This is a genomic window from Bacillus sp. ISL-75 (genome assembly GCF_018613095.1).
The window spans coordinates 123,378-138,021 of record NZ_JAGGQX010000030.1; the positions used below are offsets into that span (position 1 = coordinate 123,378).

The following is a 14,644-nucleotide window of genomic DNA, read 5'->3' on the forward strand; positions in this document are numbered from 1 at the left end:
TTATTTTGAATTGGGTAACTTTGAACTCTTAATTCTGGTATAGCCCTCCAAAATACACAATTTCAATCCATTCGTGCACTATTACACGAATCATCATTATTTAGTAATTGTAGATATATTGCATATGATTATAATAATATACATGCGAGTATTATTTTCTTCGTGTGTTTTTATTTTTTATTAAAATTGATGAGGAGGGATTGGATGGAACAACAAGGTTCTATTATCTCACTTTTAATTGTAAGTATTGTCGCATTTTTAACACCTATTTTGCTGCACCGTTTTAAATTACAATTTGTTCCCGTAGTGGTTGCAGAAATTATTATGGGTTTAATTATAGGAAAGAGTGGATTTAATCTTGTGCATGAAGACACATGGCTCGGAATTCTTTCTACTCTAGGATTTTTATTTCTTATGTTTTTAAGTGGACTTGAAATTGACTTTCGTGGCTTTTCCATGAAACAAGGCAAGAAATTAAGAAAGGAGAAAGTTAAACCGAATACCTTTCTAATTTCAAGCATCATTTTTGCTGGGATTTTTATTGTTTCCTTTGGATTATCCTTTCTATTTGTTCTAGCGGGCTTTATTCATAATGTTTTCCTAATGACTTTAATTATTTCATCGATTTCTCTTGGGGTTGTTGTCCCTACATTAAAAGAAGCGAATTTAATGAAAACGAACATTGGCCAGATTATCTTGCTTATTGCAGTTATTGCTGATCTGGTTACAATGATCTCTCTTGCTGTGTTTGAGTCTCTATTTGGTAAAGATGGTGGACATACCTGGACGCTTCTTATTTTGTTTGCTGTAGGTGCTGGGCTATATTTTATCGCCAACTGGTTAAAGAAGCGAAAAATCTTTTCTGTATTGGCAGCAGGAACGACACAGATTGGGACAAGGGCAGTATTTACCTTATTAATTGCGTTTGTCGCTATTTCTCAAATTGTTGGAGCTGAAAACATCCTAGGGGCGTTTCTGGCAGGGGTAATTGTATCATTGCTGTCGCCTAACAAGGAAATGGTTCTTAAATTAGACTCATTTGGGTATGGATTTTTCATCCCGATCTTTTTTGTGATGATTGGTGTGAAATTAGATTTATGGTCATTGTTGAGTGAGAAAAAAATGCTGATGCTTATACCACTTCTTCTTATTGCACTGTTATTGTCCAAATTAATCCCAGCGATTTTTCTAAGAAAATGGTATGACATAAAGACAGTTATTTCTTCAGGGTTTCTTCTGACTTCAACTCTTTCGGTTGTAATTGCTGCCGCTACGGTTGGACAAAGAATAGGCGTAATCACCCAGCAGATGAGTGGGACCCTTATTCTGGTTGCCGTCATCTCCTGTGTAGTAACACCCATCTTGTTTAAAAAGATGTTCTCACAAAGGGATGATGGAAGTAAAGAACAGAATGCAGCGTTCACTAAATCCAACAATATTTGTTTGCCTTTAAAAAGAAAACTAAACTCTACTCAATCTAAGCCTAATGTTGTAGCACATAGAGCAGTAAAAAGCAGAAAAAGAATTGTATAGTATTTTAAGTTGTCGAGTATCGAAAGGTATATTTTAGCTAAACGATGCTGAATTTATTTATATTGTCTACACTAAGTCCAGCTATTGAAAGTTATTGTATCCGAACCGTTCATGAGTGAAAGAATGGAAGACGAAAACAGCACGAATAATAAGCAAGTTCTCAATAGATAAAAAAACGTTATTTAGGAGGTTGCAAAAAAAAATGAGTGAAGATAAACAAAAAATCCTAGCAATTTATCAACAGATTGATGCTGCAATGGTTAATAAAGATACTCAAGGCTTGGAAAACATCCTTGATGACAATTATGTATTAGTTCACATGACTGGTTATCATCAACCTAAGCGAGAATGGCTTGAACTAATAGATAATGAACAAATGAAATACTACAAAACCATGCCGCAAAAAACAACAATTACAATAGAAGGTAATACTGCTACTCTTATTTGTGATACTAAACTTGATGCTAAAATTTATGGTTTTAGAAACACTTGGAGTATGCAAATGAAAATGCATTTTGAGAAACGTGGAGACAATTGGTATCCTGTAAGGACTATTGCAACAAGTAGATAAAAAACAGAGATAATAAGATAACAACGGCATAATTTAACATTTCAAAAAATGGGAACCCTATTAAAACCTTGTTCAGTCGCAATGGTGACAAGGATTTAATAGGGTTTATGATTTCTGCATATCAGTGTGATAATGGGGGTAACATTAACTTGTTATTCCACAATTAGTTATTATTTTTTTTTCTACTTAACAGGAGGAAATTGAGTTAATGCAGGATAATGTAAAAACATCCACAGATAAGTATGAGATTTCACCTCTTGAACTGATTTTCGATTTGGGATTTGTGTTTGCATTGTCCCAGCTGTCAGAACATTTACTACTTCATCTCAACTGGTATGGTATGGCGGAAATGATAGCCCTGCTGATTGCGGTATATAATGTATGGTCATATACGAGCTTTGGAGCCACATTCATACATGTCGGAAAGACTCAGACTCAGTGGATGATGCTTATCGTGATGCTTTTAGGGCTATTCATGTTTGCCTCAATACATCGTGCATTTGGAGTAGAGGCGTGGACATTTGTAACTCCGTTTCTAGTATGTCAGATAGGAAATGGATTATTTACCACTTTTGCTGAAACTGGTCTTAAAGCTCATTACTCAAGAATGCTTGGATGGATTCTTGCTACTACACCACTCTGGATTATAGGTTCGTTTGCAGATAGCGAAGAGAGGCTTATATGGTGGGGCATTGCAGCAGGAATTGACATCTTAGGAACGTGGTTTGCCCATCCATTACCTGGTCGTGTTCTCAGATCCGAAAATGTAGAATTTGATGCGGAACATATGGTTGAAAGATGTAGGCTTTTCTTAATTATTGCACTGGGAGAGATTGTTGTAACGACGGGTAGAGCCATATCAGCAGCTCCAATTAATCATATCACGCTGCTTACAGGAATATGTTCTATCGCATCGATTGTAGCGTTATGGGCTATTTACTTCGGTGGATCAGAACATTTGGTGCTACATTATACTGAGGAAACTACAAATCCAATTCTAGCTGCAAGACTTGCGATGAACGGTTTAATAGTAACTGTTGCAGGTTTAATTTTGTTTGCTGTAGGAATTGAGTTGGTGATTGAGCACCCTTATTCGGGGGCATCGGCATCAATGACCACTCTTCTGTTTGGTGGTCCCATCCTCTACCTTATATCGCAGGGATGGTATCTCTGGTATATAACTAGGAAAGTCCCATATTACAGAGTAGTGGGAGGGATAATTCTAGTGATATGCGGATTCCTATCTAATTTCACGAAGACATATTTCTCTTTAATTATCGTAACGATTCTACTCGTTATTCTTTCAGGGATTATTACGGGGTCTGTAAAAAAGAATAAAGGAAATAGGCTCTGAACAAAGTTTTTTATAAGGCAGTATTAGTAGGAAAAGAAAACTTTCCTAAAGTTAATGAACGAGGAATGAGAAGATTATATTGAAATGATTGAGGAATAGCATTCATTATATTTAGTACACAATTTTATTGGATTTGTGAACTAATAAACAAATCGTCCGAATTTAACCATTGAAGCATCTCATATTTGTATTAAAATTATACACAGATGTTACTTAATAAATCGATGGGAACAAAATTAAGAGTCATTTTTGATTGCATGGAAGCCAAAAGTTAGTAATCCCATATAGGAGGAATCTGTAAATGGAAACTGTTACTTTATCTAATGGAATTAAGATGCCAATTTTAGGTTTTGGAGTGTATCAAATTCCTGAGCTTGAAGAATGTGAACGTGTCGTGAGTGAAGCAATTGAAGTGGGGTATCGTTCTATCGATACTGCTCAAGCTTATGGGAATGAAGAAGCTGTAGGAAATGCGATTCGTAAAAGTGGCATACCTCGTGAAGAATTCTTCATTACAACCAAAGTTTGGATTTCTAATGCTGGCTATGAGCAAGCTAAAGCATCAATAGAAGAGTCTTTACGAAAGTTGCAAACAGACTACATTGATTTACTGTTGATTCATCAACCATTTAATGATTACTATGGTACTTATCGTGCTATGGAAGAGTATTATAAGGCGGGAAAAATCAAAGCAATTGGTGTAAGTAATTTCTACCCTGACCGTTTCATTGATATTGCTAAGTTTAGTGAAATCCCTCCAATGGTAAACCAGGTCGAAACACATGTATTTAACCAACAAAAACAAGCCCAAAAAATAATGGAAAAATACGGGACTCAAATTGAGTCTTGGGGGCCTTTTGCAGAAGGAAGAAATGATTTCTTTAACAATGAAACTCTAATAGAGATTGGTGAGCAATATGGTAAATCGGTTGCTCAAGTGGCCCTACGTTATCTCATTCAACGGAATGTTGTTGTCATTCCTAAAACGGTAACAAAAGAACGAATGGTTCAAAATTTTGATGTCTTTGATTTTACTTTATCAAACGAAGACATGGATAAAATTGCGAAACTAGATCAAGAACAAAGTTTATTCTTCTCACATTACGCTCCTGAAACGGTTGAAATGATAACAGGACTAGTCAGATAAACAATAAAGACTGAAGCGAAAAGGGAGCTAGTATTGCTTCCTTTTTGATTATCGACATTTAAAATATGCTATTTGGGGTTATATGATTTAAACACATGGCAGAAAATGCTTCTTTAGGAGATGAGTAAAATGAAAATGAGAGAATTAGGAAACAGCGGCTTAAGAGTATCTGCGATTGGTTTAGGCTGTATGGGAATGGATCATGCTTATGGAAAGCCTGCTGATCGTGAAGAAATGGTCAAATTGATTCGTAGAGCTGTTGAACTAGGTTGTAATTTCTTTGATACTGCTGTTGTTTATGGAGAATCCAATGAAGAATTACTGGGCGAAGCACTTGCACTAGTAAGAGAACAAGTTGTGATTGCGACTAAATTTGGAATCACTGGGACAGAAATTGTAAATGAACGCCCTCAACATATCTTAAATAGCACACCAGAATCCATTAGAGAACAAGTGGAGGGTTCGTTAAAAAGATTGAAAGTAGATTGCATCGATTTATATTATCAACATCGTATTGACTCTAATGTAGAACCAGAAGCAGTTGCAGGAACGATGAAAGAATTAATGGAAGAAGGAAAAATTAAAGCATGGGGATTATCGAATGCACCCATTGATTATATGAAACGTGCACATGCCGTCTGTCCGATTGCTGCAATAGAAAATCAATACTCCATGATGTGGCGTGAACCTGAAAAAGAATTATTTGATATATGTGAAGAGTTAGGGATTTCTTTTGTTGCTTACAGTCCATTAGGAAATGGTTTCTTGAGTGGAAAATATACAAAAGATACAACATATGAAGAAGGCGACTTTAGAAGCTTCATGGGAAGATTCAAACCTGAAGTCATTAATAATAACAAAGCGTTATTAAATTTAATTGCAGAAGTTGCTGAAAGTAAGAATGCAACATCTGCCCAAGTTGTATTAGCATGGGAATTAGCTCAAAAACCATTTATTATTCCAATCCCAGGTACTACAAAATTACACAGACTGGAAGAAAACTTAGGCGGTGCTGATATAGAGTTAACAAAAGAAGAATTAGATAACCTAAATTTAGCTTTATCTAAAATCGATATTGACGAAACACATTTCTAATTAAAATAAGCTAATTGAAAGATAATTTACAAATTTAATTGATTTGTAAATTATTTCACGAAACAAGATTATTTGGCAATTGCATGCATTTTGTTTCTGTTTATAATTATATATAGAAGTTCAAAATACTAAATCGATACAGGCAAAACCAAATGGATTGTTACTGGTCATTCAGACAAAACCTAAATCGCTAAATAAGAGAGGCTTTTGAAGTCTCCTATTTTGTGATTTAGGTTTTTCTTTTATAAAAAACTCGATATAGTCATTTTTTAGGAGGAATCACTCAATGCTTATTATAGATTCCTCTCTAACAAAAGTCCCACCTGTTCTGCCATGACTTGAGGTGGATAAGGCATCCCATTGGTGATCCACCATTCCACAATCCCAACATATGAAGTAACAATAAATTGAAGAATTACATCTTCATTTAATCCTTGGTTTTTTCCTTTTGTTGTATCCACTTCATCCTTGAACTCTCCAATGAGAAACTTATGGAACTGACTACGGAAAGAAGGAGCACCTTTGCTCGCTAGCATCGTTGAAAAGAATAAATAATGACTTTTAAGGTATTCAAACCAAGGCAGATTCGCTTCTGTATATTCTGCAGCGGAGGTCGCTTCGCAGATTTCTCCCATTTCGTTAATATGTTCTTCAATGAGCTTATCCAGCAGATCAAACTTATCCACGTAATGAAGATAGATGGTTCCTCGGCTAACATTTGCGTGATCGGAAATGTCCTGAATGGTAATGTCATCGAAATTTTTTTCAGCCATTAGCTCAATCAAGGCTTTTTTTATGGCTTCTTGGCTTTTGGCTATTCTTCTATCTACTTTAGGCATTTTAAGGTTCACCAAACTTTCTTAAAAGATAATGAACAATTTTAATTGATTTGTTCATTACTAGTCATATTGAGTTGAATTAACAATTGTAAGCATCCTATATCCGTTTATAATTATATACAGTTGTTCATTAATGAATCAATATTTAATTTAAAAACAACTAGAGTTATGTAAATATGCAATAAAATCGGGGGGATTAACTTGCAACAGAATTCTTTATCGTTGCCATCCACAAAGTTATTTACAAATAGGGATTTATTCATAATATTTGTGCCACTTATTATAGAGCAAGGTTTAGAATATCTGGTGGGATTGGCAGACTCCATTATGGTAGCCCACGTAAGTGAATCTGCAGTATCTGGGGTTTCCCTTGTAGACTTTGTTATGGCTTTGCTTATTAGTTTGTTTGCTGTTCTAGCAACAGGTGGGGCAGTAATTGCGGGACAATACATGGGTAGAAAGCAGATGGAAGAATCAAGAGAAGCGGCCAATCAACTGGTATGGTTTGCTGGTGCAGTTTCTATTATCATCATGCTGATTATCTATCTAATCAAACCACTAATATTAAATGGACTGTTTGGGGAGATTTCTGATGAAGTACGTACAAGTGCAAATACTTATCTGATGTTCACTGCTATATCTATTCCATTCCTTGCCCTATATAATGCTGGAGCTGCTATATTTCGAACGATGGGTAATGCAAAACTGCCCATGTTTGTAATGTTGGCCATGAACATTGCTCACGCATTGGGGAATGCCATTCTTATTTATGGCTTCCACTTTGGAGTGGAAGGCGTTGCGATACCAACCCTTCTATCACGTGTTGCGGCATCAGCAATTATTATTACATTGGCTTTTAACAAAAAGCAGCCACTATATATAAAGAAAAGTTTAAAGCATAAATTTAACTGGTCAATGATTAAAAAAATCTTAGGCATTGGTGTTCCATATGGATTAGAAAACGGCTTGTTCTATTTCGGAAGAATTGTTGTACTCAGCCTTGTTTCTACTTTTGGTACGGCAGCTATTGCAGCTAATGCGGTGGGAGGCACTATTGTGATGTTTGAAGTCCTGCCAGGTATGGCAATTGGGCTTGGACTGACTGTTATTATAGCAAGATGTGTTGGTGCAGGGGATTATGAACAGGCTAAATATTTCACCAAAAAGATTACGGGTATTGTGTATGCTGCACAAGTAATAAGCTGTGCATTGGTACTTGCTTTACTCCCATCAATATTAAATGTTTATGGATTATCGGAGACTGCAAGATCATTGACTACACAAATCGTTTGGTGGCATGCAGCATTTGAAGTCATCATTTGGCCGCTTGCTTACACTTTACCTGTATCGTTCCGTGCTTCAGGTGATGCCAAATTCCCGATGTACGTTGGGATTTTATCCATGTTTTTCTGTCGTATTGCGTTGGCTTATCTTTTCAGCATCTATTTCCACATGGGAATGTTCGGTACTTGGGTAGCTATGTTTATTGATTGGATTGTCAAGGCGATGATTTTCGTCCAAAGATATATAAGTGAAAAGTGGACTAAGTTGCAGGCAATTTAAACAAAAAGATTAATTGATAATTTTTAGCATAGTGGGCTACGTATTGGTAGCCCATTTCTTTTTGCGTATGAAGACAATTTGGTTAACGAAAATTTTCTTAAAGTTAATGAACAATTAAAATCGATTTGTTCATTAATTAACAATGTCCATTGATTTGACCATTGTAAGCATGATGAATCTATTTATAATAATAAACAGATGTACATTAAGGTATGGGTGTTTATATTCCAAATAATAATTAATGTAACTCTAATTTTTTAGTTTTAACAGGAAAGGATTGTGTTGTGCTCATGTGTAATAATCATCAAAACATTACGACTCGTGTTTTAAGTGTTCCGAATGCAAAAGCAGCATTTGAAAAGACGACAATTGAACGGAGAGACTTACGGCCAGATGATGTTTTAATAGATATTAAGTATTGTGGAATCTGCCACTCCGATATTCATAATGCACACAATGATTTTGGCAGGGGCGTATTCCCGATGGTTCCTGGTCATGAAATTGCAGGCGTTGTGACAGCCATAGGATCAGAAGTTACAAAATTCGCTGTTGGTGACCGTGTTGGTGTTGGCTGCTTTGTTGACTCCTGCGGAGAATGTGAATTCTGCCTTAGAGGTGAGGAGCAATTTTGTAAGAAGGGTGTTGTCGTAGTATTTAATTCAATTGGCTACGATGGTGAACTAACATACGGTGGATATAGTCAAAAAATCGTTGTAAAGGACAAGTTTGTTGTCCTTATTCCTGACGGCTTGGATTTAGCTGTGGCAAGCCCATTATTGTGTGCTGGTATCACAACGTACTCTCCTATGAAACATTGGAATGTCGGCCCAGGTAAAAAGGTAGCGATTGTAGGAATGGGAGGTCTTGGCCACCTAGCTGTACAATTCGCTCATACTATGGGTGCTGAAGTTACTGTCCTAAGCCAGACTATGAATAAAAAAGAGGAAGCCTTTGGTTTTGGAGCAGATCATTATTATGCAACCAGTGATCCTGCTACATTCACTGAGTTGGCAGGACAATTTGACCTTATTTTAAACACAGTGTCTGCGAATATCGACGTTGATGCGTATCTATCCATTCTTAACGTAGATGGAACACTTGTAAATGTAGGTTTACCAAACAAGCCAGATCAGTACAATGTTTTCTCCCTATTCGCTGGCCGTCGCAGTATTGCCGCTTCGAATGTTGGTGGAATTAGGGAAACACAAGAGATGCTGGATTTCTCTGCTGAGCATGGCATTGCACCAATGATTGAAGTAATCAATGCTGAACAAGTGGACGAAGCATATGAGCGTGTTCTTCGAAGTGATGTACGTTATCGTTTCGTTATCGACATGTCTACATTGTAATAGTCTACTCTAATGAAAGATGGGTTAATCAATTGGTTGACCCATCTTTGGTATGGAAATGGAATGCGTTTCATTTGGGACATCATTATAAAGCGAAGTTGAAACACATAATAATAATGATTAATAAGGAGTTGAAATACAACATTAATGAATAATTCTTGGAAGATATACATGCTGACACTCATTAGCTTCTTTGTAGGCACTTCGCAATTTGGAATAGTAGGTATGTTAGATAAAATTGCTCATTCAGTAAATGTCTCAATACCCACTGCAGGACAGCTAGTTACTGCATTCGCACTCGCTAACGCAATCGGAACACCTATTGTCATGATTGCTATTGCAAAAATGAAACAACGAAAGCAATTATTATTGGCTCTTACCATAATATTGATTGGCATCATATCAACGATCACTCTTCCAGGCTTCGGTTTACTAATGGCAGCTCGTGTCATAATGGGGGTCGGAACAGGAATGTTTATTGTCACAGCCTATGACATTGCTGCGAAGCTAGCTGCCCCTGGGAAGCAAGGAGGGGCGATGTCCAACATCTCGATGGGATTTAGCTCATCCCTTGTATTTGGAGTTCCCATCGGACGCATTATTGCTGCGTCATATGATTGGAAGACAATCTTCTGGATTATCGGCATTTTCTGTTTACTCGCACTTTTCGTTGTCGCTCGAACGATTCCAGACATGGAAGGCGGAGGAGCCATATCTCTGGGCGAGAGACTAGCCTTCTTGAAAAATCCGCAGCTCGCAGTCACTCTTTGTGTCACTTTATTTGTTTTTATTGGATTTTCGATTATTGATACGTATATCACACCCTTTCTGACTGCTGTTATTCCGCCAAAGTTTGAAATAAGTTTCATTCTCTTCGCAATGGGCATTGCAAGTGTGATTGGCTCCAAAACAGGCGGGCTTTTTGCAGATCGAATTGGTGCATTCCGCACACTTATAGGATCTATGTTCATCCAAGTTCTTGCTATGGTATTGTTGTCCCTTGGTGGTTCTGGATGGGTAGTTGCCACCGTTATCCTATTAATGCTATGGGAGATAGCTTGTTGGACGTTTGGGGCGGTTCAGAACTTTAATCTAGTGTCGCTAGCTCCAGGAGCATCTGGAATTGTCCTTAGTCTGAACAGTTCATTCGTTCAACTTGGCTTTGCTGCGGGAGCAGGTATCGGAGGAATTGCTGTTGGAAGTTTAACGATTATGGCAATCACTTGGATTAGTGCAGCATCAGTCGTGTGTGCTGCTGTCCTCTTTATTCTTTCTCGTTCGTTCTCAACGAATGCCAAGTCGGCAATTAATAATGGATGATAAATAATGATAAATTTTAAAAAGAAAAAAACTTAATATGCGTTGCTCGACTTTTTTATAGGGCAGCTTATTCATCAATTTACACTCTGAAAATATGGAGGAGGGTTTATGTTGACTAATGTTTTAATCCTTGGTGCAAATGGCCAAGTTGCACGTAATGCTATTAATTTATTTCTAAAGGAAACTGATGCTCAGTTGACACTTTATCTACGTAACTCAAGAAGACTAAAAATCGTTGATCTAGGTCGGGAACGTGTCATAGAAGGTGACGTGAATGATGTTTCTAAGTTGAAAGAAGCGATGGCTGGGCAAGATGTTGTGTATGCTAATATTGGTGGCTCTGATATTGTTCAAAAAACTCAAAATATAATCGATGCAATGAATGCCACTGGTGTTAAAAGGGGTATTTTTATTAATATTTTAGGAATTTATGATGAAGTACCTGGCAAGTTCGGGGAATGGAATAAGTATATGGTTGGCAAAGGAATGGAACATTGGCGGAAAGCCGCAAGCGTTCTTGAAGCCTCAGATATTGATTATACTATTTTAAGATGTACTTGGTTCACCAACAAAAACGAAGTGGATTACGAAATAACGGAAAAGGGTGAACCTCTCTTGGGAACCGAGGTTTCCCGCAAAAGTATTGCCGCTTTGGTTGTCAAAATAGCCGAATCTCCAGAATGGGGTGTTCGTCGCAGTTGGGGTGTTAGTAAACCAAATACGGAAGGCGATAAACCAGTGTTTTATTAAAAAATATAGCACTAAAACTTGGGGAATCAAGTGTCTTAATCTTATCACTGCCTTGCTTTCCTCCGCTTTATACAATATAGAATCAACAAACTTTCTTAAAGATAATTGATAAATTTATTTACTTTGTCTAATAATGAACAAATCTTATCAAAGTGTTTATTATCATATGTATACAAACCATGATAGAGGTAAATCTATTATTGTTAATTGGAATCATTTGGTGTATTCAAGAAAAGATTGAGTGGTCTTTATTAATCAATAAAATACAATTATGAATGATGCTTTAAATGTTCCAAATGCAAAAGTACCATTTAAACGTACTACTATATATGCAAGACGATAATGACTCTTTGGAAAATAAACCGCTTTTGTAGAGGCGGTTTTCTTACGTCAATAAGTTAGGATTACAGTTTTTTATGATTATTGAATATTGGATTCTTCTATTCACTTAAGTCATGAAAAGTCACCAAATATTTAAAAGATAATTAACAGTTTATATTGATTTGTTCACTAATTAACAATTTGCGTTGATTTAACAATTGTAAGTATCCTATATCTATTTATAATAATAGACGTGAGTTCATTAATGTATTAATATTTATTTTTTGTTGAAAGGATGGTATGTAATATGTCTAATATTCAAGAAAAAGTTGTTATCATTACTGGTGCTTCTAGTGGGATTGGCGAGGCTACTGCAAAGGAACTTGCATCTAGGGGTGCGAAATTGGTTTTAGCAGCTCGCCGTGAAGATCGTTTAAAGAAATTGCAAGAAGAGATTCAAAATAGTGGTGGTCAAGCAATTTATAAGATAACAGATGTCACTTCTCATGAACAAATGGAAGAGCTGGCCGAGTTAACTCTTAAAGAGTTTGGAAAAATAGATGTTTTAGTCAACAACGCAGGAGTCATGCCACATTCGTTTCTTTATAAGAAAAAGGTGGATGATTGGAACAAGATGATAGATGTAAATATCAAAGGCGTACTTTATGCTATTGCTGCTGTTCTTCCAACGATGAGGGAACAAAAATCAGGTCATATTATTAACGTTTCTTCTGTAGCAGGGCACGTTGTAGGAGCTGGTAGTACTGTCTATGCTGGAACGAAGCATGCTGTACGTGCTATTTCGGAAGGTCTTCGTAAAGAAGAGGCTGGAAACAATATTCGTTCCACCATTATCTCACCAGGAGCAGTTGCGACTGAATTAACAAATTCAATTACAGATATGGATCTGAAACCAGGTATCGATAAAATCTATGAAGGTGCGATTGATGCTGATTCAATAGCCCGTGCCATTGCTTTTGCTATTGAACAGCCAGCTGATGTAGCAATTAATGAAATGATCATCCGTCCAACATCACAGGAACGGTAAGACGATTTTAAATTAACTTGAACCTAGAATAAAAATAAGGAGGAAATACAATGAAAGATGTTGTACTTTGGACAGGTGCTGGACAGATTGGCATGGCGATAGCTAGAAGAATCGGTTTTGGTAAGAAAATTATTGTTGGTGATAAGAACCTAGATAATGCCAAGGCTATTACAAAAATTATGAAAGAAGCTGGATTTGATGGGGTACCTGTCGAAACGGACATTTCTTCCAGAGAATCTATTTTAAATTTGATTGCAGAAGGTCAGAAGTATGGTGAAATCACTGCTCTTATCAATGCAGCTGGCGTATCACCTAGTCAGGCACCTATTGAAACAATTTTGAAGGTGGATTTGTACGGAACTGCAGTATTGATGGAGGAAGTAGGAAAGGTCATAGCTCCTGGAGGCGTTGGTGTAACAATATCCAGTCAGTCTGGACATAGAATGCCTCAATTGGGAGTTGAAATTGATGAACAACTAGCAACGACACCAACTGAAGAACTCCTTAGTTTGGAAATCCTTCGGCCAGAAAATATCAAGGATACGTTGCACGCTTATCAAATGGCGAAACGGTGCAATGTAAAGCGTGTTATGTTTGAATCTATACGCTGGGGAGAAAAAGACGCTCGTATCAATTCCATTTCTCCAGGGATTATCGTAACGCCATTGGCTATAGACGAGTTCAATGGTCCAAGAGGAGAGTTCTATAAGAATATGTTTGCCAAGTGCCCTGCCCGACGACCAGGAACAGCTGATGAGGTTGCAAATGTGGCTGAGCTGCTGATGATGCCGCAGGGAGCTTTCATCACAGGGTCTGATTTCCTTATTGACGGTGGAGCGACGGCTTCCTATTTTTATGGACCACTAAAACCAGAAGAATAATGAAAGGAATCTCAAAATGCTGTCTCAATTAGAAATGAGGCATTTTAGTCCCCAGTAAATTTCAATCAACCTTTTATTAAGGTGTGAGCTTTTATCCATCACTAGTTGGAAAGCTGAAGAAGGGGTAATGACATTGGAAAGACCATATATAATCTGTCACATGCTAACTTCATTGGATGGGAAAATCATTGGAGATTATTTGAAAGTGAAACGAGCAGCATATTTTACAGATGAATACGAAAAAATACATGGACGATACGAAAGCGAAGCATGGATGTGTGGCAGGGTTACCATGGAGGAACACTTTACTTTCGGAAATATATTAGATTTAGCACAAGAAAACATTGAGACGTTCCCTAGAATTGATTACGTAGCAAATAAAGATGCTAAAACATATGTCGTAGCAGTGGACACCTCTGGGAAATTAGGATGGACGGAAAATACAATTAAACCATGGAATGAGTACAGATCGGAGGACCATATAGTAGAAGTCCTTACGGAGCAAGTATCTGATGCATATTTGGCACATCTAAAAAAGATAGGAATTTCTTTTATTTTCGGCGGAAAAGAGCGATTAAACTTTAGTCTAGTAGTGGAAAAGCTAAAAAAGCTATTTTCCATCGATAAGTTAATGTTAGAAGGTGGAGGCTTTCTAAATGGCTCCTTTTTAAATGAAGGGTTAATTGATGAATTAAGCCTCGTTTTAGTTCCAATCGCAGATGCTGCATCTAACTCTGTGACGCTATTTGAAACGAGTTCTTTTCTCAATAAACCCAAACCAGTAAATTTCTTTTTAAAGGAAATAGAAAAACTGGACGATGGTGGGTTATGGATGAAGTATGATACAAAACGGGATTAATAACCTTTTACATT

The 14,644-nt window shown here is 36.9% G+C and carries 12 protein-coding genes and 1 pseudogene; 12 read left to right on the forward strand and 1 reads right to left on the reverse strand.

Going from position 1 to position 14,644, the window contains the following annotated elements; translation table 11 throughout:
- Positions 1 to 204 precede the first annotated feature (204 nt).
- From J7E63_RS14340 to J7E63_RS14360, 5 genes and pseudogenes are all read left to right on the forward strand, one after another.
- Positions 205 to 1,527: pseudogene (locus J7E63_RS14340) on the forward strand (cation:proton antiporter); the annotation flags it as partial.
- 208 nt (positions 1,528 to 1,735) lie between these two features.
- Positions 1,736 to 2,104, forward strand: coding sequence for a nuclear transport factor 2 family protein (locus J7E63_RS14345; RefSeq protein ID WP_215013363.1), 369 nt, complete (start codon positions 1,736 to 1,738; stop codon positions 2,102 to 2,104).
- 208 nt (positions 2,105 to 2,312) lie between these two features.
- Entirely contained in the window at positions 2,313 to 3,458 is a 1,146-nt protein-coding gene (locus J7E63_RS14350) for a low temperature requirement protein A (RefSeq protein ID WP_215013365.1), read from the forward strand.
- A gap of 301 nt (positions 3,459 to 3,759) precedes the next feature.
- Entirely contained in the window at positions 3,760 to 4,605 is an 846-nt protein-coding gene (locus J7E63_RS14355; protein ID WP_215013367.1) for an aldo/keto reductase, read from the forward strand.
- Positions 4,606 to 4,734: 129 nt separating this feature from the next.
- Positions 4,735 to 5,700 (forward strand): aldo/keto reductase, encoded by a 966-nt coding sequence (locus tag J7E63_RS14360; RefSeq protein ID WP_215013369.1) that lies wholly within the window; start codon positions 4,735 to 4,737, stop codon positions 5,698 to 5,700.
- A 293-nt stretch (positions 5,701 to 5,993) separates the two neighbouring features.
- Here J7E63_RS14360 and J7E63_RS14365 read toward each other — a convergent pair whose 3' ends face one another.
- Positions 5,994 to 6,539 carry a TetR/AcrR family transcriptional regulator gene (locus J7E63_RS14365; RefSeq protein ID WP_215013371.1) on the reverse strand — a complete coding sequence of 182 codons (546 nt, stop codon included), beginning with the start codon at positions 6,537 to 6,539 and terminating at the stop codon, positions 5,994 to 5,996.
- A gap of 201 nt (positions 6,540 to 6,740) precedes the next feature.
- On the opposite strand from J7E63_RS14365, the gene J7E63_RS14370 reads away from it, so the two are divergent.
- The 7 genes from J7E63_RS14370 (at position 6,741) to J7E63_RS14400 (ending at position 14,630) form a co-directional block, all read left to right on the forward strand.
- On the forward strand, positions 6,741 to 8,102 hold the full coding sequence (locus J7E63_RS14370) for an MATE family efflux transporter (RefSeq protein ID WP_215013373.1): 1,362 nt from the start codon (positions 6,741 to 6,743) through the stop codon (positions 8,100 to 8,102).
- 290 nt (positions 8,103 to 8,392) lie between these two features.
- Positions 8,393 to 9,451, forward strand: a complete 1,059-nt coding sequence (locus J7E63_RS14375) for an NAD(P)-dependent alcohol dehydrogenase (protein WP_215013375.1) — start codon at positions 8,393 to 8,395, stop codon at positions 9,449 to 9,451.
- A gap of 171 nt (positions 9,452 to 9,622) precedes the next feature.
- Positions 9,623 to 10,771 carry an MFS transporter gene (locus J7E63_RS14380; RefSeq protein WP_251033536.1) on the forward strand — a complete coding sequence of 383 codons (1,149 nt, stop codon included), beginning with the start codon at positions 9,623 to 9,625 and terminating at the stop codon, positions 10,769 to 10,771.
- Between the two features lie 108 nt (positions 10,772 to 10,879).
- Positions 10,880 to 11,521, forward strand: coding sequence for an SDR family oxidoreductase (locus J7E63_RS14385; protein WP_251032837.1), 642 nt, complete (start codon positions 10,880 to 10,882; stop codon positions 11,519 to 11,521).
- Positions 11,522 to 12,149: 628 nt separating this feature from the next.
- Positions 12,150 to 12,890 (forward strand): SDR family oxidoreductase, encoded by a 741-nt coding sequence (locus tag J7E63_RS14390; RefSeq protein ID WP_214999165.1) that lies wholly within the window; start codon positions 12,150 to 12,152, stop codon positions 12,888 to 12,890.
- 50 nt (positions 12,891 to 12,940) lie between these two features.
- Positions 12,941 to 13,771 (forward strand): SDR family oxidoreductase, encoded by an 831-nt coding sequence (locus tag J7E63_RS14395; RefSeq protein WP_215013379.1) that lies wholly within the window; start codon positions 12,941 to 12,943, stop codon positions 13,769 to 13,771.
- 133 nt (positions 13,772 to 13,904) lie between these two features.
- Entirely contained in the window at positions 13,905 to 14,630 is a 726-nt protein-coding gene (locus tag J7E63_RS14400; RefSeq protein WP_215013381.1) for a RibD family protein, read from the forward strand.
- Positions 14,631 to 14,644 lie beyond the last annotated feature (14 nt).

Bases quoted from the DNA above. Each gene is read 5' to 3' on its own strand.
- J7E63_RS14345 (WP_215013363.1), top strand. From the start codon at position 1,736: ATGAGTGAAGATAAACAAAAAATCCTAGCAATTTATCAACAGATTGAT.
- J7E63_RS14350 (WP_215013365.1), top strand. From the start codon at position 2,313: ATGCAGGATAATGTAAAAACATCCACAGATAAGTATGAGATTTCACCT.
- J7E63_RS14355 (WP_215013367.1), top strand. From the start codon at position 3,760: ATGGAAACTGTTACTTTATCTAATGGAATTAAGATGCCAATTTTAGGT.
- J7E63_RS14360 (WP_215013369.1), top strand. From the start codon at position 4,735: ATGAAAATGAGAGAATTAGGAAACAGCGGCTTAAGAGTATCTGCGATT.
- J7E63_RS14365 (WP_215013371.1), bottom strand. From the start codon at position 6,539: ATGCCTAAAGTAGATAGAAGAATAGCCAAAAGCCAAGAAGCCATAAAA.
- J7E63_RS14375 (WP_215013375.1), top strand. From the start codon at position 8,393: ATGTGTAATAATCATCAAAACATTACGACTCGTGTTTTAAGTGTTCCG.
- J7E63_RS14380 (WP_251033536.1), top strand. From the start codon at position 9,623: ATGCTGACACTCATTAGCTTCTTTGTAGGCACTTCGCAATTTGGAATA.
- J7E63_RS14385 (WP_251032837.1), top strand. From the start codon at position 10,880: ATGTTGACTAATGTTTTAATCCTTGGTGCAAATGGCCAAGTTGCACGT.
- J7E63_RS14390 (WP_214999165.1), top strand. From the start codon at position 12,150: ATGTCTAATATTCAAGAAAAAGTTGTTATCATTACTGGTGCTTCTAGT.
- J7E63_RS14395 (WP_215013379.1), top strand. From the start codon at position 12,941: ATGAAAGATGTTGTACTTTGGACAGGTGCTGGACAGATTGGCATGGCG.